The 18,467-nt window shown below is 72.2% G+C and carries 17 protein-coding genes; 7 read left to right on the forward strand and 10 right to left on the reverse strand.

Going from position 1 to position 18,467, the window contains the following annotated elements:
• Positions 1 to 100 precede the first annotated feature (100 nt).
• The 4 genes from OG259_RS06995 to moaA all read right to left on the reverse strand — a co-directional run bounded on the left by OG259_RS06995 (position 101) and on the right by moaA (position 3,458).
• The gene (locus tag OG259_RS06995) at positions 101 to 544 is read right to left on the reverse strand and encodes a molybdenum cofactor biosynthesis protein MoaE (RefSeq protein WP_328941420.1); all 444 of its coding nucleotides are present in this window, start codon (positions 542 to 544) and stop codon (positions 101 to 103) included.
• Between the two features lie 47 nt (positions 545 to 591).
• The gene (locus tag OG259_RS07000; protein WP_328941421.1) at positions 592 to 867 is read right to left on the reverse strand and encodes a MoaD/ThiS family protein; all 276 of its coding nucleotides are present in this window, start codon (positions 865 to 867) and stop codon (positions 592 to 594) included.
• A 51-nt stretch (positions 868 to 918) separates the two neighbouring features.
• A complete protein-coding gene (locus OG259_RS07005) occupies positions 919 to 2,280 on the reverse strand; it encodes a molybdopterin molybdotransferase MoeA (protein ID WP_328941422.1) in 1,362 nt (453 codons plus the stop codon).
• Between the two features lie 137 nt (positions 2,281 to 2,417).
• The gene (gene moaA / locus OG259_RS07010; protein WP_443051929.1) at positions 2,418 to 3,458 is read right to left on the reverse strand and encodes a GTP 3',8-cyclase MoaA; all 1,041 of its coding nucleotides are present in this window, start codon (positions 3,456 to 3,458) and stop codon (positions 2,418 to 2,420) included.
• Between the two features lie 285 nt (positions 3,459 to 3,743).
• Between moaA and OG259_RS07015 the strand changes: the two genes are divergently transcribed.
• The 3 genes from OG259_RS07015 to OG259_RS07025 all read left to right on the forward strand — a co-directional run bounded on the left by OG259_RS07015 (position 3,744) and on the right by OG259_RS07025 (position 7,921).
• Positions 3,744 to 6,032, forward strand: a complete 2,289-nt coding sequence (locus OG259_RS07015) for an FdhF/YdeP family oxidoreductase (RefSeq protein ID WP_328941423.1) — start codon at positions 3,744 to 3,746, stop codon at positions 6,030 to 6,032.
• An 88-nt stretch (positions 6,033 to 6,120) separates the two neighbouring features.
• Positions 6,121 to 6,957 (forward strand): formate dehydrogenase accessory sulfurtransferase FdhD, encoded by an 837-nt coding sequence (gene fdhD, locus OG259_RS07020; protein ID WP_328941424.1) that lies wholly within the window; start codon positions 6,121 to 6,123, stop codon positions 6,955 to 6,957.
• 46 nt (positions 6,958 to 7,003) lie between these two features.
• Positions 7,004 to 7,921 carry a LysR family transcriptional regulator gene (locus OG259_RS07025; RefSeq protein WP_328941425.1) on the forward strand — a complete coding sequence of 306 codons (918 nt, stop codon included), beginning with the start codon at positions 7,004 to 7,006 and terminating at the stop codon, positions 7,919 to 7,921.
• Positions 7,922 to 7,993: 72 nt separating this feature from the next.
• On the opposite strand, the gene OG259_RS07030 is transcribed toward OG259_RS07025, so the two are convergent.
• Positions 7,994 to 8,161 carry a hypothetical protein gene (locus OG259_RS07030; RefSeq protein WP_328941426.1) on the reverse strand — a complete coding sequence of 56 codons (168 nt, stop codon included), beginning with the start codon at positions 8,159 to 8,161 and terminating at the stop codon, positions 7,994 to 7,996.
• A gap of 16 nt (positions 8,162 to 8,177) precedes the next feature.
• A complete protein-coding gene (locus OG259_RS07035) occupies positions 8,178 to 10,724 on the reverse strand; it encodes an ATP-dependent Clp protease ATP-binding subunit (RefSeq protein WP_328941427.1) in 2,547 nt (848 codons plus the stop codon).
• Between the two features lie 170 nt (positions 10,725 to 10,894).
• Between OG259_RS07035 and OG259_RS07040 the strand changes: the two genes are divergently transcribed.
• Complete coding sequence (locus tag OG259_RS07040; protein ID WP_328941428.1) at positions 10,895 to 12,172, forward strand: YhgE/Pip domain-containing protein; 1,278 nt, start codon at positions 10,895 to 10,897, stop codon at positions 12,170 to 12,172.
• A gap of 20 nt (positions 12,173 to 12,192) precedes the next feature.
• Here OG259_RS07040 and recQ read toward each other — a convergent pair whose 3' ends face one another.
• The gene (gene recQ / locus OG259_RS07045) at positions 12,193 to 14,250 is read right to left on the reverse strand and encodes a DNA helicase RecQ (protein ID WP_328941429.1); all 2,058 of its coding nucleotides are present in this window, start codon (positions 14,248 to 14,250) and stop codon (positions 12,193 to 12,195) included.
• 200 nt (positions 14,251 to 14,450) lie between these two features.
• On the opposite strand from recQ, the gene OG259_RS07050 reads away from it, so the two are divergent.
• Entirely contained in the window at positions 14,451 to 14,702 is a 252-nt protein-coding gene (locus tag OG259_RS07050; RefSeq protein ID WP_328941430.1) for an EF-hand domain-containing protein, read from the forward strand.
• Positions 14,703 to 14,900: 198 nt separating this feature from the next.
• Here OG259_RS07050 and OG259_RS07055 read toward each other — a convergent pair whose 3' ends face one another.
• Both OG259_RS07055 and OG259_RS07060 read right to left on the reverse strand, forming a co-directional pair.
• Positions 14,901 to 15,194 carry a hypothetical protein gene (locus tag OG259_RS07055; RefSeq protein WP_328941431.1) on the reverse strand — a complete coding sequence of 98 codons (294 nt, stop codon included), beginning with the start codon at positions 15,192 to 15,194 and terminating at the stop codon, positions 14,901 to 14,903.
• 96 nt (positions 15,195 to 15,290) lie between these two features.
• Positions 15,291 to 16,052: a nuclear transport factor 2 family protein gene (locus OG259_RS07060; RefSeq protein ID WP_328941432.1), complete on the reverse strand. Its 762-nt coding sequence runs from the start codon at positions 16,050 to 16,052 to the stop codon at positions 15,291 to 15,293.
• Between the two features lie 121 nt (positions 16,053 to 16,173).
• Between OG259_RS07060 and OG259_RS07065 the strand changes: the two genes are divergently transcribed.
• Complete coding sequence (locus tag OG259_RS07065; RefSeq protein ID WP_328941433.1) at positions 16,174 to 17,103, forward strand: helix-turn-helix transcriptional regulator; 930 nt, start codon at positions 16,174 to 16,176, stop codon at positions 17,101 to 17,103.
• 9 nt (positions 17,104 to 17,112) lie between these two features.
• Positions 17,113 to 17,841, forward strand: coding sequence for a YoaK family protein (locus OG259_RS07070; protein ID WP_328941434.1), 729 nt, complete (start codon positions 17,113 to 17,115; stop codon positions 17,839 to 17,841).
• Here OG259_RS07070 and OG259_RS07075 read toward each other — a convergent pair.
• Complete coding sequence (locus OG259_RS07075; RefSeq protein ID WP_328947019.1) at positions 17,831 to 18,397, reverse strand: carboxymuconolactone decarboxylase family protein; 567 nt, start codon at positions 18,395 to 18,397, stop codon at positions 17,831 to 17,833. The genes OG259_RS07070 and OG259_RS07075 overlap by 11 nt on opposite strands.
• Between the last annotated feature and the right edge of the window lie 70 nt (positions 18,398 to 18,467).

The raw sequence follows: 18,467 nt of genomic DNA on the forward strand, positions 1-18,467 counted from the left end.
GCTCGGACCGCGGCCCGCCGCCAACCCCCGGGCGCGTCACGCCCCTTGGGCCCGCGCCCCGCGTCCGGCGCGCCCCGGCCGTCAGGCTCGCCCCGGTCGCTCAGCACGCGCCGACCCACTCCTCGGCGCCGTCCACGAAGATCTGCCGCTTCCAGATCGGCACTTCGTGCTTCAGGTCCTCGACCAGGCGCTCGCAGGCCGCGAACGCCTCGGCGCGGTGCGGGCAGGAGACGGCCGCGATGACGGCGACGTCACCCACGGCCAGGTGACCGGTCCGGTGTACGGCGACCAGCGCGCGTACGGGGAAGTCGGCGGCGACCTTCTCGGCCACCCGGCGCAGCTCGGCCTCCGCGCCGGGGTGGGCGCTGTACTCCAGGGAGGCCACCGGCCTGCCGCCGTCGTGGTCGCGGACGGTGCCGACGAAGAGGGCGGTGCCGCCGGCGGCATCGTCGCCCGCCGCCGCGTACACCTCGGCGAGGGAGAGCGGGGTGTCACGTACGGCGAGCAGTCGGACGGGGTCGGGGGCGTCGGGCAGGTGCGTCATGGGTCCAGGTCCTGGGAGTGGGGGCGGCGGCGGTTCGGGGGCGGGGCTCAGCCGCCCGCGAACGGGGGCAGCACTTCGACCGTGCCCCCTTGGGGCAGCGGTACGGCGCGGTGGTCCCGGTGGCCGACCGGGTGACCGTCGACCAGGAACGAACAGTGCCCCAGGAGTCGGGCGAAGCGCGGCCGGTCGGTGCGGAGGGAGCGGGCGTGAGCCAGTGCCTCCGCGAGGGTCGTGGCGCGATAGGGCTCCTCGGGCGTACCGGCCTCGGCCTTGGCGGCCGCCCAGTAGCGGATCGTTCCGGCGGGTGTGGTCGACGTCGTCACGGCTGTTCCTCCTCGGGTGGTTCCGTGCGGGTGCTGCGGAGCGCACGACGGTCAGGGTCCGGGTACGTCGAGCACCTCGACGTCGGCTCCGGCGGCCAGGCCTCCGGGTGGCACCACCACGAGGCCGTCGGCGCGGGCGAGGCCGCGCAGCATGGCCGGCCCGTCGAAGGGCAGCGGCGCCACCCGCTGCCCGGATCGGCGTACGGGCAGCAGCCGGGTGTCGCGCGGGTGCCCCGGCAGGGCTGCGGCGCAGGCCGCGCGGAACGGCTCGGGGTCCGGGTGCCCGCCGAGCCGGCGGAGCAGCGGTACGGCAAGGGTCACGGTGCCGGCGACGGCGGCGAGCGGGTTGCCGGGCAGGCCCACCAGGTGGCGGGGCCGGCCGTCGGCGCCCGGCGGCAGTTCGGCGAACAGCATGGGATGGCCGGGCCGTACGGCGACGGAGTCGACGAGCAGCCGGGCGCCGAGCTTCGCGAGGGCGTCGTGCAGGAAGTCCACGGGGCCGGCGGCGGTGCTGCCGGTGGTGACGACGACATCGGCGGTGGAGTCGCGCACGGCCTCGAACAACGGCCCGAAGGCGTCGGACACCAGGCGGCGGCCGGTGACGTCCGCGCCCCGGCCGCTCAGCCAGGGCGGCAGGAGCGGGCCGAGGGCATCGCGCACACGCCCGTCCCCGGGCAGTCCTGCCGTCAGCAACTCGTCGCCGAGGATGAGGAGTTCGACGGCCGGGCGGCGGTGCACGGCGAGCCGGTCGTACCCGGCCGCCGCCGCGAGGCCGAGGACGGCGGGGGTCACGGTCGTACCGGCGGGGAGCAGGGGTTCGCCCTCCTGGCTCTCCTGCCCCCGGGGCCGGACGTCACGGCCGGCCGCCAGTGGTCCGGGACCGGTGGACCGGTCGAACAGCATCGCCTCCCGGGCGTCGGCGTCCCCGTGCTCCCGGCGCAGGACGGCACTGGCTCCCGCGGGCAGCCGGGCGCCGGTGGCGATGGGGACGGCGGTGCCGGGGCGCAACGGGCGGGACCGCCCACCGGCCAGTACGTCGCCGCCCCGCAGTCGCCAGGGCCCGGGGCCGGCCACGGCCCATCCGTCCATCGCGGAGGTGTCGAACGACGGCAGGGCGGTGAGCGCCGTCAGCGGCTCGGCGAGCGCGTGACCGAGCGCCTCGCCGAGGCCGCGGTCGACGACGGGCAGGGCCGCCACGTCGCGCGCGACCTCCCGCGCCCGGCCCCAGGCCACGGCGTGGCCGTGCCCGGTCGGCCGGGCAGCCGCCGTCTCCCTCGGTGGCCCCGACGAGACGGGGTCGGTCGCGCCGTCCTCCGCCTCCGGGTGCCCGGGCACCGGATCCACCGCGTGTCCCCGCTCCAGGCTCGTCCGGGAGGTCCCGCCTCCCGGGCCGCTCATCGGTGCCGCAGTCATGTGTCGCTCCCTCGCTTCCTGTCGTCCGTGGGGCCGTGGCGCTTCGTCAGTCATCAGGCACAAGCCGCCCGCCACCAGCCGCCAGGCCTCGGGCCTCCTCAGGGGCCTCAGGGCCGCAGGTCCTCAGGCGTCCGCTCTCAACCACCGATCGCCGACATCGGACGCTCCGGCCGCCGGAACTCCGGGCTGTCGATCGCGTGCCCCGGGCCCTTGCCACCGATCGAGCTCCGCCAGGCCGCCTCCAGCTCCGCGTCACCGGCACCGCCCCTCAGCAGCGCCCGCAGGTCCGATTCCTCGGTGGCGAAGAGGCAGTTGCGCAGCTGTCCGTCGGCGGTGAGCCGGACCCGGTCGCAGCTGCCGCAGAACGGGCGGGTCACGCTCGCGATGACCCCGACCACCGTGTCGGTGCCGGCGATCCGCCACTCCTCCGCGGGCGCGTTGTCCCGCCGCCCGACCGGGATCAGTTCGAAGCGCTCGCCGAGGCGGTCCAGGATCTCCTCGGCGGTGACCATCCCGTCCCGGTCCCAGGCGCCCTGCGCGTCCAACGGCATGGACTCGATGAACCGTGCCCGGTAGCCGTGCTCGACGGCGAAGGCCGCCAGGTCGGCGATCTCGTCGTCGTTGACCCCGCGCACCGGAACGGTGTTGATCTTGACGGGGGCGAGACCGGCGGCACGGGCCGCGCGCAGTCCTGCCAGCACGTCGGGGAGGCGGTCGCGCCGGGTGATCGCGGCGAACCGCTCGGGGCGCAGGGTGTCCAGGCTGACGTTGACCCGGCTCAGCCCCGCCTCGCGCAGGGCGGCGGCGCTGCGCGCCAGGCCGATGCCGTTGGTGGTGAGGGACAGTTCGGGCGCGTCGGGCAGGGCGTGCAGTCGTGCGACGAGTCCGGGCAGGCCACGGCGCAGCAGGGGTTCGCCGCCGGTCAGCCGTACCTCGGTGATGCCGAGGCGCCACGCGGCGATGCGGACGAGCCTGACGACCTCGTCGTCGGTGAGCAGCTCGGGCCGGGGCAGCCAGTCGAGGCCCTCGGCGGGCATGCAGTACGTGCAGCGCAGATTGCAGCGGTCGGTGAGGGACACCCGAAGGTCCGTGTGGACCCGGCCGAAGCGGTCCGTCAGCGGGGACGGGACGGCCGTCGGCGGAGCCGGGACGGTGCTGTCGAGGAGCGGTCGGGACACGGGGCTGCCTTCTTCCTCTGCCCTGCGGCAGTCGCGCATTTCTCACCCGCTGCCCACTTTCGGGGGATACCCGGATGAAGTCAAAGAGGGTTTCTCTATTACGTGATCGGTGGCGCCGATCAGATCCAGCAAACCCGCTCTGACCTGGAACATCACAACGATAAGCTGCGCCTGTCAGCTCATCGAATTCTCCTCTTTGACTTCCTGCGGCGAATAAGCGGATATTCGGCTCACCATCACCGGAACGCAGGGTGCCGAAACACAGAAAAAGAGGCGCAGCCGATCATGAGCAGCCGCATCGAGGACGATCCGAGCGACGATCTGAAGGTCACCCCGCCCAAGACCTGGGCGACGGGTCTGCCGGCGGTGACACACGCGCTGGAGTACTCGCTGAGCCAGACGTCCCCGCGTCGTACCGCGCTGACGCTGCTGAACATCAACCAGCCCGAGGGCATCGACTGCCCGGGCTGCGCCTGGCCGGAGCCCGCGCCGGGCGAACGGCACATGAACGAGTACTGCGAGAACGGCGCGAAGCACATCAACGACGAGGCGACCTCCCGCCGTGTCACCCGAGAGTTCTTCCGCGAACACTCGATCGCCGAGCTCGACGGCATGTCCGACTACTGGCTGAACCAGCAGGGCCGGCTGACCGAGCCGATGGTGAAGCGGCCGGGCGGGACGCACTACGAGCCGATCGGCTGGGACGAGGCGCTGGGTCTGCTCGCCGAAGAACTGCGGGGCCTGGACTCCCCCGACGAGGCCCTGTTCTACGTGTCGGGCCGGTTGAACAACGAGGCCGCGTTCCTGCTCCAGCTGTTCGCGCGCGCCTACGGCACGAACAACCTCCCCGACTGCTCCAACATGTGTCACGAGTCCAGTGGATTCGCCATGTCGGAGACGCTCGGCATCGGCAAGGGCAGCGTCTCCCTGGACGACATCCACCACGCCGATCTGATCTTCGTCGTGGGGCAGAACCCGGGCACCAACCACCCCCGGATGCTCTCGGCACTGGAGGAGACCAAGCGCAACGGGGGCCGGGTCGTGGCGGTCAACACGCTGCCCGAGGCCGGTCTGATGCGCTTCAAGCACCCGCAGAAGGCGCGCGGGATCATCGGCCGCGGCACGCCGATGGCAGACCAGTTCCTGCACATCCGGGCCGGTGGTGACCTCGCCCTGTTCCAGGCCCTGAACCGGTTGCTCCTGGAGGCCGAGGACGCCGCGCCGGGGACCGTACTCGACCACGCGTTCATCGGTACGTACACCACCGGCTTCGAGGAGTTCGCCGCGCACGCCCGGAAGATCGCCTGGGAGGACGTCCTGGCGGCGACCGGGCTGTCCCGCGAGGAGATCCAGGAGGTCTTCGAGCGGGTGCTGAAGAGCGAGAAGATCATCGTGTGCTGGGCGATGGGGCTCACCCAGCACAAGCACGGGGTGCCGACCATCCGTGAGGTGGTGAACTTCCTCCTCGCCCGGGGCAACATCGGCAGGCCCGGCGCGGGCGTCTGCCCGGTGCGCGGCCACAGCAACGTCCAGGGCGACCGCACCATGGGCGTGTGGGAGCAGATGCCGCAGGAGTTCCTCGACGCCCTGGGGGCCGAGTTCGGCTTCACACCGCCGGCCCGTCACGGGCTGGACGCGGTGCACAGCATCCGGGCCATGGACGAGGGCCGCGCCAAGGTCTTCCTGGGTGTCGCGGGCAATTTCGTACGGGCCACCCCCGACAGCGCGGTCACCGAGGCGGCGATGCGGAAGTGCCGGCTCACCGCGCACATCTCCACCAAGCTCAACCGCTCCCACACGGTCTGCGGCGACACCGCCCTCATCCTGCCCACCCTCGGGCGCAGCGACCGGGACGTCCAGGCGACCGGTGAGCAGTTCGTCACCGTCGAGGACTCGATGAGCGACGTCCACTCCTCCCGGGGGAAGCTGCCGCCCGCCTCCCCGCACCTGCTGAGCGAGGTCGCGATCGTCTCCCGGCTCGCGCGCCGGACCCTCGGCGACGAGCCGCCCGTCCCCTGGGAGCTGTTCGAGGCCGACTACGGCACCGTCCGCGACCGGATCTCCCGGGTCGTGCCGGGCTTCGAGGACTTCAACGCCCGGGTGTCCGTGCCCGGCGGCTTCCATCTCCCCAACCCGGTGAACGAGCGGGTCTTCCCCACTCCGAGCGGCAAGGCCGTCTTCACCCGCAACGACTTCACGATGCCGGAGATACCCGAGGGGCATCTGCTGTTGCAGACCCTGCGCTCGCACGACCAGTGGAACACCGTCTGGTACGCGCCGAACGACCGCTACCGGGGCATTCACGACGCCCGCCGGGTCGTCCTCGTGAACCCCGCGGACCTGGCGGAGCTCGGCCTCGCCGACCGTGACACCGTCGACCTGGTGAGCGTCTGGCACGACGGACGGGAGCGCCGGGCGGAGGACTTCCGGGTGGTGGCCTATCCCGCGAGCCGTGGCTCGGCGGCGGCGTACTACCCGGAGACCAACGTCCTGGTGCCGCTGGACAGCGTCGCCGACATCAGCAACTGCCCGACCTCGAAGGGAGTCGTCGTCCGCCTCGAACGCACCTCATGACACAGTCGTACGAGGCCGCCCGGAACGGGACGATCACAACCACACCCTCGGAGCGGTGCTCCGAGGGATCCGAGGAGAGGAACCGACCATGGGACGAGTGACCGTACGGCGGCGCGTCCTGCGCGTGCGCGAGGGGGACTCCTCCTACCGCCCGGACACCCTGGCCGCCGAGGAGCCGATGGAGATCCGGGTCGGCGGACGCCCGCTGACGGTGACGATGCGGACCCCGGGCGACGACTTCGACCTCGCGGTCGGCTTCCTGGTGAGCGAGGGCGTGGTGCACACCGCCGAGGACGTGGCCGGCATCCGCTACTGCGCGGGCGCGACGGCCGACGGAGGCAACACGTACAACGTGGTCGACGTCGGTCTGGCGCCCGGCGTGGCCGCCCCCGACGCGTCTCTCGAACGGAACTTCTACACGACGTCCTCGTGCGGACTGTGCGGCAAGGCCAGTCTGGACGCGGTGCGCACGACGGCCGCCTGGTCGGTCGCGGAGGACCCGCTGCGGATCGGGACGGACGTCCTCGCCGCCCTCCCGGACCGGCTGCGGGCGGCCCAGCGGGTGTTCGACAGCACGGGCGGTCTGCACGCCGCCGGACTGTTCACGGCCGAGGGCGAGCTGCTGTGCCTGCGGGAGGACGTCGGCCGGCACAACGCCGTGGACAAGGTCGTCGGCCACGCCCTGCGGGAGGGCCTCCTGCCGCTGCGCGGGTCGGTCCTGATGGTGAGCGGCCGGGCCTCGTTCGAACTGGTGCAGAAGGCGGTGATGGCCGGGATCCCGCTGCTCGCAGCGGTCTCGGCGCCCTCCTCGCTCGCGGTGGACCTCGCAGCGGAGAGCGGTCTGACCCTGGTCGGCTTCCTCCGCGGCTCCTCGATGAACGTGTACACGGGCGACGAGCGGCTGCACCCGCTGCCCGTGGCCTGACGTGTGGCGATTGGCTTTGCGGGAGGCCGTCCGGTAGACCCGTGGAGTGCTGTTCCGTCAACTCGAGTACCTGGTCGCCCTCTCCCGCGAGCGTCACTTCGCCCGCGCCGCCCAGGCCTGCCACGTCTCCCAGCCCGCGCTGTCGGAGGCGATCCGCAAGCTGGAGGACGAACTCGACGTCCCGCTGGTGCTGCGCGGGCGCACGTACGAGGGCCTCACGCCCGAGGGCGAGCGCATCGTGGTGTGGGCACAGCGGATCCTGGCCGACCGTGACGCCCTCAAGAGCGAGGTCGGTCATCTGCGCACCGGGCTCAGCGGCAGGATGCGGATCGGTTCGGTCCCCACGGCGTCCGGCGCCGTCGCCCTGCTGACCGCGCCGTTCTGTCTGGCGCATCCGCTGGTCACGGTGGAGGTGAGGGCGGACCTCCAGTCGGAGGACGTGCTCCGGCAGCTGCGGAACTTCGAGATCGACGCGGGCGTCACGTACCTCCACGAGGGCCTCGGGGAGCAGTTCCGGACGGTGCCGCTGTACGAGGAGCGGTACGTGCTCCTCACCGGCGCCGCCGACGCCCCCGCCCATCGGACGACGGCGACCTGGGCGGAGGCCGCGCGGCTGCCGCTCTGTCTGCTGACGGAGGCGATGCAGGGGCGCCGGGTCCTGGACGAGCTGTTCGCCGAGGCGGGCGTGCGGCCGTCGCCGCGGGTCGAGACCGACTCCGTGGCGGCGCTCTTCGCCCATGTCAGGACGGGCCGGTGGGCCAGCATCGTGCCGCACACCTGGCTGCACGTCTTCGGCGTGCCGCACGGCATGCGGGCGGTGCCTCTGGTCGAGCCGACCCGGACGGTGCCCGTCGGGTTGGTGACCCTGGCGCGGGAGCCGGGATCGGTGATGGCCCGCGCTCTCCGTGAGATCGCGGGCCACACCGATGTGGCGGCCGCTCTGGAGCGGCTGCCCGAGGACTGAGCCGGTCGGCCCGCCCGTCCCGAACCGGGGGACCGAACCGGTCGGCCTGCCGTCCTGAACCGGGGGACCGAGCTAGTCGGCCTGCCTTTCCCTGTCCGGGCGAAGGCCCATTTCCTCGCGGTCCTCCTCCAGGCGCGCCGCGAGTTCGTCCTCGTCCGGGCGGCGGGGCATTCCGCGGCTGTGGCCGGTGCCGGGGTCGCCCTCGACCTGTTCGTTCGACTTGTGGTGGTGTTGGGCCATCGGTCACTCCTTGCCGTCAGGGGGTGGCGGTCGCCGCGGCCGTCTCGGGGGTCGCGCCGGCTCCGGCGCCGTCACCCTGGTGGATCGTGCAGTGGAGGGAGTCGTCGACGACATCGGCGACGATCGTGTCCCCCGGGTCGGCTTCTCCGCCGAGCAGCAGGGAGGCGATGCGGTTGTCGAGTTCCGTCTGGATCGTGCGCCGCAGCGGCCGGGCGCCGAACTCCGGCTGGTAGCCGTGGGCCACGAGCAGCTTCTTGGCCGCCTCGGTGACCTCCAGGTTCAGGCCCTGCGCGTGCACACGGTGCTTGCTGCGGTCCAGGAGGTGGTCGACGATCTCCGACAGGTCCTTCTCGGTGAGGCTGTGGAAGACGATGATGTCGTCGATGCGGTTGAGGAACTCGGGCAGGAACCGGCCCCGCAGATCCTCCATCAGCTCGCCCTTGAGCTCGGCCGCGTCGCCCTCGTGGGCGAGGATCCGGTGGGCGCCGATGTTGGACGTCATGATGATGACGCAGTGCCGGAAGTCGACCGTGCGGCCCTGCCCGTCGGTGAGCCGCCCGTCGTCGAGGATCTGCAGCAGGGTGTTGAAGACGTCGGGGTGCGCCTTCTCCACCTCGTCGAAGAGGACCACGCTGTACGGGTTGCGGCGGACCTTCTCGGTGAGCTGGCCGGCCTCCTCGTAGCCGACGTATCCGGGAGGCGCCCCGACGAGCCGGGCGACGGTGTGCTTCTCCTGGAACTCGCTCATGTCGAACCGGATCATGCGGTCGTCCACACCGAAGAGCAGCTCGGCGAGCGTCTTGGCGAGTTCCGTCTTGCCGACACCCGTGGGCCCTAGGAAGAGGAACGAGCCGACGGGGCGGTTCGGGTCGCCCATGCCGGCGCGGTTGCGGCGTACGGCCTCGGAGACCGCGGTGACCGCCTCGTCCTGGCCGACGATCCTGGCGTGCATCTCCTCCTCCAGCTTGAGGAGCTTCTCCTTCTCGCCGGCGGTGAGCTGGGACACCGGGATGCCGGTGCGGCGCGAGACGATGTCGGCGATGTCGGCGGCGGTGACCGAGACGACGCCCTCACGGCGCTCCTCGATGCCCGCCAGTTCGCCCTCCACCTCGGCGATCTGCCGCTTCAGGTCCGAGGCCTTCTCGAACTGCTCGGCGGCCACCGCCTGGTCCTTCTCGCGCCGTAGCTTGGCGAGGCCGTCCTCCCGGCTGACGACCTCGGTGGAACGGCCGGCGCTGCGCAGCCGCACGCGCGCGCCCGCCTGGTCCATCAGGTCGATGGCCTTGTCGGGCAGGAAGCGGTCGCTGATGTACCGGTCGGAGAGTTCGGCCGCCGCCGTCAGGGCGCCGTCGGCGAACCGGACCTGGTGGTGGGCCTCGTACGCGTCCCGCAGTCCTTCGAGGATCTGCACGGTCTCCTCGACCGTCGGCTCCGGGATGAGGACGGGCTGGAAGCGCCGTTCGAGTGCGGCGTCCTTCTCGATGTGCTTGCGGTACTCGTCGATCGTCGTCGCGCCGACGACGTGCAGCTCGCCGCGCGCGAGGGCGGGCTTGAGCATGTTGCCGGCGTCCATGGCGCCCTCGCCCGAGGCGCCCGCGCCGACGACCGTGTGGAGTTCGTCGATGAAGAGGATGATGTCGCCGCCGGCCTGCTGGACGTCCTCGATGACCTTCTTGAGGCGCTCCTCGAACTGGCCTCGGTACTGTGCTCCGGCGACCAGGCCCGAAAGGTCGAGGGAGACGACCCGCTTGCCCTTCAGGGTGTCGGGCACCTCGCCCGACACGATCCGCTGGGCGAGGCCCTCCACGATGGCGGTCTTGCCGACGCCGGGCTCGCCGATGAGCACGGGGTTGTTCTTGGAGCGCCGCGAGAGGATCTCGATGGTCTGCTCGATCTCCTCGGCGCGGCCGACCACGGGGTCGAGCCTGCCCGCCTTCGCCTCGTCCGTCAGGTCCCTGCCGAACTCGTCCAGGGTGGTCGCCGGCTGCTTCTGCTGCTTCCCGGCCGCCTGGGCGCCGCCGTCGGGGCGGGTCGCCCGGTCGGCGAGGCCGCGGAGCTTCTTCACGTCGTGGTCGTCCGCGCCCAGGAGCCGGCCGGCGCCCGAGTCGGCGTCGTCGAGGAGCGCGGCGAGGATGTGCTCGGGGCCGATGTACGACACGCCCGCCTCCTGCGAGCGGCCGTAGGCGGCGGCCAGGGTGCGCTTGGCGGCCGGGGTGAGTCCGGGCTCCGAGGAGGGCTCGCCGGACTCCCGGGGCAGCACCTCGTCGAGCTGGGCCGCGAGCGCCTCGGGGTCCACGCCGACCTGGGCGAGCAGCCTTCGCGAGGGGTCGACCTGGGTCGCCGCCCACAGCAGGTGTTCCGTGTCGAGGTCGGAGGTGCCGTCCTCGACGGCCTTGCGGGCGGCCAGGTTGAGGAGCTCGTGCGAGGACTCGGTCAGCAGCCGCCCGATCGGTACGCGCTGTACGGCCGGGGGCGACGACCCCGGCGACATTCCGAAGAACCGGTTCAGCATGTCGCTGAACGGGTCCGACGAACCGAAGGGTGAACCGAACGCCATCGACATGTCAGCTCCAGAGACGCATGGGGGGTCTTTCCCACTCAAACGTGACGTACAGGGCTCCGCAACCGGACCCGAACCCCCGCGGTTCGCGGCCCTCCCGTCGCCGACACGCCCGCCCCACCCGTACGGGCCGCAATCCCCGCCACGACGGCGCCCGCGTCGACGATGACACCATGACGTCCGCCATCCCCCCGAACACCCCCGGCCCGCAGGTCCGCGCCGGGGCCCTCGTCCGGAACCCCAAGCTGTGGCTCGTACCGACCGTCCTGAGCGCACTGGTCGCCGTGGGCCTCTCGCTCCTCTACATGGGCGGCATCCTCAACCCGAACGACAACCTGCACCGACTGCCCGTCGCCCTGGTCGACGAGGACCGGGGCGATCCGCTGCCCGGACAGCGGGAGAACCTGGGGAAGCAGATCACCGACTCGATCGTCGCCGCCGGTTCCTCGAAGACCAGCGTCGACTGGCAGCGGCTCGACCGCGCCGAGGCCCAGGACGCGCTGGCGTCGGGCAAGATCTTCGGCGCCCTCGTCGTCCCGGAGGACTTCACCGCGTCCGTCGCCGCCCTGACCACGAACCGGGCGACGGTACGGCCGACGCTCACCGTCCTCACCAATCCCGGCCTCGGCAGTCTGGGGTCGTCGCTGACGGCGCAGATCAACCAGAGCGCGGCCCACCAGGCCTCGCTGACCATCGGCGAACAGCTGGCGGCCACCAGCCAGGTCCCGACGACCCGGCTGCTGCTGGCCGACCCGGTGGCCGTCACCACCCAGGTCGGCCATCCGATCGGCCGGCACACCGGTCTGGGCCTGACCGCCTTCTACTACACGCTGCTGCTCGTCCTCGGCGGCTTCATCGGCGGCAACCTCGTCAACAGCGGCGTCGACACCTCACTGGGCTATGCCGACAGCGAGATCGGCCCCTGGCACTCCCGGTACCCCACGGTGCCCATCGACCGCACGCAGACACTCGTCCTGAAGATGCTGATGACGGCGGGCATCTCGGTCCTCACCACCACGCTCGTCATGGTGGCGACGATCTCGGTCCTGGGCATGGACGCCTCGCACCTGCCGATGCTGTGGATCTTCTCCTACTGTGCGACGGTCGCCGTCGGTCTGGGCGTCCAGGCCATCAACGCCGCGTTCGGCGGCATCGGCCAGCTCGTCTCCATGTTCGTCTTCATCGCGCTGGCCCTCCCCTCGTCCGGCGCGACCGTCCCCCTGGAGGCCACCCCGGGCTTCTACCGTTTCCTGGGCGTCTTCGAGCCGATGCACCAGCTCAGCGCGGGCGTCCGGTCCATCCTGTACTTCGACGCCCGCGCCGACGCCGGCCTGGCCCGCGGCTGGATCATGATCGCGGTCGGCGTGGTCCTGGCCCTGGCGTTCGGTCTCGCCATGACCCACTACTACGACCGGCGCGGCCTGCGCCGCCTCACACCCCAGCCCGCCTGAGGCAGGCGGTCGACACCGGTCTACCGCCAGTCGTCCCAGGGCGGCGGTTCTTCCGTCCCGTCCATGTCGTAGGGCGGCTCCTCGTCGTACGGCGCTTCGTCGTACGGAGCGCCGGACTGCGGTGCGGGCGGCGCGGAGGCCGCGGCCGGGACCGCCGCGGACGCGGCGACAGCGGACGCGGCGACAGCGGACGCGGCGGCGGCCTCACCGGTGACACCGGCCGCGGCACCGCACTCCGCCAGCGCGTCCAACACACCCTCGGCGTACTTGGTGAGCTTGGCCTCGCCGACGCCGCCGACGGTGCCGAGCTCCTCGACCGTCGCCGGGAGCCGCGTCGCGATCTCCCGCAGCGTGGCGTCGTGGAAGACGACGTACGCCGGTACGCCCTGCTCGCGGGCCGTCGCCGCGCGCCAGGCGCGCAGCGCCTCGAAGACCGGAACCGCGGCCGCGGGCAGGTCGACCGGCACACGGGCGCCCTTCCCGGAGCGCGCACCGGACTCCTTGCGGGACGCGGCGGCCGGTGCCTTCTCCTTGCGCATCGTGACGGTGCGGCGTCCACCGAGCACCTCTCCGCTCTCCTCCGTGAGCACGAGCGTCCCGTAGTCGCCCTCCACCGCGAGGAGCCCCAGCGCGAGGAGCTGGCGGACGACCCCGCGCCACTCCGCGGTGCCCAGGTCCGAGCCGACGCCGAAGACCGAGAGCCCGTCGTGGTCGAACTGGATGACCTTGGCCGTCTTCTTGCCCTGCAGGATGTCGATGATCTGGCCGGCGCCGAACTTCTGGCGCCGCTCCTTGGCCAGCCGCCACACGGTGGACAGCAGCTTCTGCGCCGCGACGGTGCCGTCCCAGGACTCGGCCGGGGTCAGACAGGTGTCGCAGTTGCCGCAGGGCTCGCCCTTCTGACCGAAGTACGCGAGGAGGCGCACCCGGCGGCAGTCGACCGTCTCACAGAGCGCGAGCATGGCCTCCAGGTGCATGGCGAGGGCGCGCCGGTGCTGCTCGTCGCCCTCGGAGCCGTCGATCATCTTGCGCTGCTGGACCACGTCCTGGAGGCCGTACGCCAGCCAGGCGGTGGCCGGCTCGCCGTCGCGCCCGGCGCGGCCGGTCTCCTGGTAGTAGCCCTCGACCGACTTGGGCAGGTCGAGGTGGGCCACGAAGCGCACGTCGGGCTTGTCGATGCCCATGCCGAAGGCGATCGTCGCCACCACGACGACCCCGTCCTCCCGGAGGAAGCGGGCCTGGTTCGCCGCACGCGTACGGGAGTCCATGCCGGCGTGGTACGGGACGGCGTCGATGCCGTTCTCCACGAGGAGGGCGGCGGTCTTCTCCACCGAGGCGCGGGAGAGGCAGTAGACGACTCCGGCGTCCCCGTCGTGCTCGGTCCTGATCAGTTCGAGCAGCTGCTTGTGCGGGCTGTTCTTCGAGACGATGCGGTACTGGATGTTGGGCCGGTCGAAGCCGGCGACGAAGTGCCGGGCCTCCTCCAGACCGAGTCGCGCGGCGATCTCCTGGTGGGTGGCCTCGGTGGCCGTCGCGGTCAGCGCGATCCGCGGCACCTTCGGCCAGCGCTCGTGGAGCATGGACAGCGCGAGGTAGTCGGGCCGGAAGTCGTGGCCCCACTGGGCGACACAGTGCGCCTCGTCGATCGCGAAGAGCGACACCTTGCCCCGGTCGAGGAGCCGCTGGGTGCCCTCGGTCCTGAGCCGCTCGGGAGCCAGATAGAGCAGGTCGAGCTCGTCGGCGAGGAAGGCCTGCTCGACGGCCTGCCGCTCGTACGGATCCTGGGTCGAGTTGAGGAATCCGGCCCGCACCCCGAGGGCCCTGAGCGCGTCCACCTGGTCCTGCATGAGGGCGATGAGCGGCGAGATCACGACGCCGGTGCCGTCTCTGACGAGGGCCGGGATCTGGTAGCAGAGGGACTTTCCGCCGCCGGTCGGCATCAGCACGAGGGCGTCGCCGCCGTCGACGACCTGCTCGATGATCTCTTGCTGCTCGCCTCGGAAGGAGCTGTAACCGAAGACGCGGTGAAGCACCTGCGCTGCCTCGGAGATCACGGCGGAACCGTCGGAAAGGACCATTCACCCACCCTATCGGCCGCCGAGGACACCCCCGGCCGCAGCGAGTGGAACCTGTGGACAACCTCCCGCCGACCCGTCCCGCGCCGCCGGACTAGGCTCGACGACGGGCCAGGAGGCAACGTGCGAGCCGCATGCCGCGTCCTTCCGCACAGGGACGCATCGGCCGACACGCGGCCAGGCCACAGGGAACAGGACAGATCATGAGCGACAAGGCCCGTACTCTCTTCGACGCGCTCGACCTCGACCACGACGGCACCCTGACGCGCATCGAGGTGATCAACGCCCTGCGGGCCAAGGGCCCCACCCTCGCCGCACAGGGAGTGATCCCCTTCTGGGCGGTGGGGAGCGACGACGACGCCTCGGCGCTGTTCGACCAGGCGGACCAGAACGGCGACCGCGTCCTGTCGTTCGAGGAGTTCGCCGCGCTGGTGGACCGCCGCTTCGGCTGGTGACACGGGGCGGTCGCACGGTCGCACGGAGAAGGCCGCGCAGAAGTCCCGCCCAGAAGACCCGCACAGCGGAACCGCACGTACGAAGGCCGCACGCACGAAGGCCACGCAGACGAAGGCCACACAGACGAAGGCCACACAGACGAGACCGGCACCGCGCCCTGGCGCACGATGCCGGTTCGGCCGTCCCCGAAGGGTCTGTCAGGAGATCTCGGGGAGCAGCCCGGTGGCCGGCGCCGCCAGGTCGGTGAGCTGGTGGAGCTGGTTCACGTCGTTCAGCCGGTTGAGTCCACCGAGCTGACCGGCGATGCCGGGGAACCGGTCCTTGGACTCCTCGGGAATCCCGGTCGTGGCGAGGGCGTCGAGCTCGCTGACCGGATTGATCGGCGGACCGAGCGGGCTGGTGGTGGCGACGGCCTGTGCCGCGGAGGCGCCGAGGCACGAGAAGGCGGCGGCGACGGCGAGGACTGTGGAGATGCGTCGTGTAGAGGTCACACCCTCACAACGGCCCGCCGCGCCGACGGACACGGCCGTCGGCCGCCCACACCGCCCGAAAGCACCACCAACGGGATGGGGCCGCGGCTTCGGAGATCAGAACAGGCCGTTGGCGTGGGGCAGTTCGGCCGGGACCGGGGCGATGACGTCCCAGTGCTCGACGATCCGGCCGTCGGCGACGCGGAAGAGGTCGTAGTACGCCACCGGGACACCGAACTCGCCCTCGGACTGGAGCAGGACGAACTCACCCTCGGCGATGACCTTGTGGACGGTCCGGTAGACGAGGTTCTTGCCCTGGGCGGCCCAGTTCGCGGCGGCGGCGCCGAATCCGTCGAGGCCGTCGGCGGCCTCCGGGTTGTGCTGGTGGTAGGTCTCGGTGGAGATGAAGTCGGTCAGGACCGAGTAGTCGCCGCCGATCAGGACCTTCCGCGCGAACTCGGCGACCAGGGCACGGTTGGCCTCCGTCGTCCCCGGCTCGGTGATGCCGGCGGGGCCGTCGGTCTGCGAGCGGCCCGACGCGGTGTCCGCGACCAGTGGCGTCAGGGCGTCCCAGTGCTCGACGAGCCGGCCGTCGCCGTCGACTCGAAAGACGTCGAAGGCGACCAGCGGGTCGGGGCCGAAGCCGTGGTACGTACCGTGCAGGGCCACCAGGTCGCCGTCGGCGATCACCCGGGCGCCCTCGTAACGGAAGCCGTCGGGGAGAGCGGCGACCAGCCCGCGCAGGGCCTCGGGGCCGTCGGCGGCGAGGGCGCTGTGCTGGATGTAGCCGGGGGCCACCCAGCGGTCCACGGCGCTCGGGTCCTTCTTCCGGAACAGCTCGTCCGCGGCGGTCAGGACGGTGTTCTTGGCGGTACTCATGACCAGTCTCCTCATGACGTCGTGCCTTGCTCTTTTCCGCAGTCCCGAAGGAGCCGGACGAGCCGATGGCTCCAAGCTAGGGGCGCTGAGCAGCCAGACCTGGATACGCTGAGGACCAGTGATGGTCAAAAACCGACATGCCGCCGACCAGAGGATCCCCGAGATCTCCTTCACCGCGCCCGCCGGAACCCCGGCCGGCGTCGAGGTGCTGCCCCTGGCCGACCTGCGCCGCCGGGTGCCCGCCGAGCGGCTCGCGCTCCCCCAGCGGCCGGACTTCCACCATCTGATCGCCCTCTCCGGCGGAGCCCTCTCGCACACGGTGGACTTCACGGCGTACGCGCTCGACGCCGGCTCGTGGCTGTGGGTGCGCCCCGGCCAGGTCCAGCAGTGGGGCGACCTCACCCATGCCGAGGGCACGCTGATCCTGTTCCGACGGGAGTTCCTCGACCCGGCCACCGCCTCGGGCGCCCGCCTCGAAGACCCGCACACCCCTGTCCTGCGCCGCCCGCTGCCCGGCGAGGCCGCGGCGCTGCGGCTGGCCGCCGACCACCTCGCCGCCGAGTTCGGCGCGCTCGGGCAGCTGCCGCTGGAGGTCCACACCGCGACCCTGCGCCATGTGCTGTCCGCCCTCGTCCTGCGCCTCGCCCATCTCGCGGCGCCCGTCGGCGGCCCCGTGGCCGAGCCCGACGCCACGTATCCACGCTTCCGTGACGCGGTCGAGCAGGACTTCACCCGCACCCACCGGGTCGAGGAGTACGCCCGCACCCTCGGCTACGCGCCCCGCACGCTCTCCCGCGCCACCCTCGCCGCCACCGGCCTCGGCGCCAAGGAGTTCATCGACCGCCGCGTCGTCCTGGAGGCCAGGCGGCTTCTGGCCCACAGTGACCTGCCGGCCGCCCGCATCGCCGACCACCTCGGCTTCTCCAGCGCGACGCACTTCAGCAAGTTCTTCCACCAGCGCACCGGGCAGACCCCGATCGCCTTCCGCGACACGGTGCGCGGGCAGCCGGTCCGGGTGGCGCGACCCGGTCCGGCGCGGCGGCGCGGATAGCATCCGAGGATGCGCAAGCTGCTGGTCGACGCGGCCCACACGCTGGTGCCGCCGAAGGGGGACCGGCACGGGCCGCTGCCGCCCCTCATGCTGACGCTGACGGTCCTGGCCGGCCTGGTGGACGCGGTGAGCTACCTGGGTCTCGGGCAGGTCTTCGTGGCCAACATGACCGGCAACGTGGTGTTGCTGGGCTTCGCCCTGGCGGGAGCCGCGGGCCTGTCCGCGTCGGCCTCGGTCGTGTCCCTCGCGGCGTTCCTCGTCGGTGCGGTGGCGGGTGGCCGGTTCGGCACCCGGTTCGCCGCTCACCGCGGGCGGCTGCTCGCGTCGGCGATGGCCCTGCAGGCGGTGCTGGTCGCGGCGGCGTTCGTCATCGCCGTCGTGGCGCACGGCCGCGTGGGCACGCCGGGCCGGTACGCCCTGATCGTGACCCTAGGTCTCGCGATGGGAACGCAGACCGCGGTCGCCCGGCGCATCGGCGTACCGGACCTGACCACGACCGTGCTGACCCAGACGCTGACCGGACTGGCCGCGGGGTCCGGCGGGGCCGGCGACGTGGGGCCCCGGCCCGCCCGGCGGATCCTCTCCGTGCTGGCGATGGTGCTCGGCGCCCTCGTCGGTGCCCTGCTCCTCGATGTCGGGCTCTCGCTGACCCTGGGGGTGGCGCTGGGGCTGCTCGTGGTGGCCGCCGTGGTCACGGGACGTCTGGCGGCCACCGACGCCGAGTGGGTCAGGCCCTGACGTCCGCCGCGAGCGGTCCGGGCGCGGCGTCCCGGACGGCCTGGCCCGGCTCCGGTGCGGGGTGCCCCGGTTCCCGGACGGCCCGGCCCGGCTCCCGTACGGGATGACGGCTCAGGATCGAGACGCGGTTGAAGGCGTTGATGGTGATGGCCACCCAGAGCACCGCGGAGATCTCGTCGTCGTCCAGGACCGCGCGCGCCGCCTCGTAGGCCCGTTCCTGCGCGCGGCCGTCCGCCGGGTCCGTCGTGGCCTCCGCGAGGGCGAGGGCCGCGCGTTCGCGTGCGGTGAAGAGCTCGGTGTCCCGCCAGGCGGGGAGCACGCCGAGGCGCCGGGTCGTCTCGCCGGCCCGGAGCGCGGCCCTGGTGTGGATGTCCAGGCAGGAGGCGCAGCCGTTGATCTGGGAGACGCGAAGGTTGACCAGCTCCACCAGGATCCGGTCGAGGCCCGCATCGGACGCGGTCGCGCGGACGGCGTCGGCCGTACGGACCAGGGCCTGGTAGGCCGTCGGGCTCTGCTTGTCGAGGTAGACCCGTCGGCCGTCGGGGGCGTGTGTCATGTCGTTCACCAGGCGCTCCTTCGAGGAATTCGAGGATTCGAGGAATCCGTGCGCGTCACGGGTTCTGGGG

This window comes from Streptomyces sp. NBC_00250 (genome assembly GCF_036192275.1).
GTDB lineage: Bacteria > Actinomycetota > Actinomycetes > Streptomycetales > Streptomycetaceae > Streptomyces.

Coding starts and splice junctions, on each gene's coding strand:
- fdhD (WP_328941424.1), top strand. CDS start 6,121: ATGGGACGAGTGACCGTACGGCGGCGCGTCCTGCGCGTGCGCGAGGGG.
- recQ (WP_328941429.1), bottom strand. CDS start 14,250: ATGGTCCTTTCCGACGGTTCCGCCGTGATCTCCGAGGCAGCGCAGGTG.
- OG259_RS07050 (WP_328941430.1), top strand. CDS start 14,451: ATGAGCGACAAGGCCCGTACTCTCTTCGACGCGCTCGACCTCGACCAC.
- OG259_RS07015 (WP_328941423.1), top strand. CDS start 3,744: ATGAGCAGCCGCATCGAGGACGATCCGAGCGACGATCTGAAGGTCACC.
- OG259_RS07065 (WP_328941433.1), top strand. CDS start 16,174: ATGGTCAAAAACCGACATGCCGCCGACCAGAGGATCCCCGAGATCTCC.
- OG259_RS07005 (WP_328941422.1), bottom strand. CDS start 2,280: ATGACTGCGGCACCGATGAGCGGCCCGGGAGGCGGGACCTCCCGGACG.
- OG259_RS07030 (WP_328941426.1), bottom strand. CDS start 8,161: ATGGCCCAACACCACCACAAGTCGAACGAACAGGTCGAGGGCGACCCC.
- OG259_RS07060 (WP_328941432.1), bottom strand. CDS start 16,052: ATGAGTACCGCCAAGAACACCGTCCTGACCGCCGCGGACGAGCTGTTC.
- OG259_RS07075 (WP_328947019.1), bottom strand. CDS start 18,397: ATGACACACGCCCCCGACGGCCGACGGGTCTACCTCGACAAGCAGAGC.
- OG259_RS07040 (WP_328941428.1), top strand. CDS start 10,895: ATGACGTCCGCCATCCCCCCGAACACCCCCGGCCCGCAGGTCCGCGCC.
- OG259_RS07035 (WP_328941427.1), bottom strand. CDS start 10,724: ATGTCGATGGCGTTCGGTTCACCCTTCGGTTCGTCGGACCCGTTCAGC.
- OG259_RS06995 (WP_328941420.1), bottom strand. CDS start 544: ATGACGCACCTGCCCGACGCCCCCGACCCCGTCCGACTGCTCGCCGTA.
- OG259_RS07070 (WP_328941434.1), top strand. CDS start 17,113: ATGCGCAAGCTGCTGGTCGACGCGGCCCACACGCTGGTGCCGCCGAAG.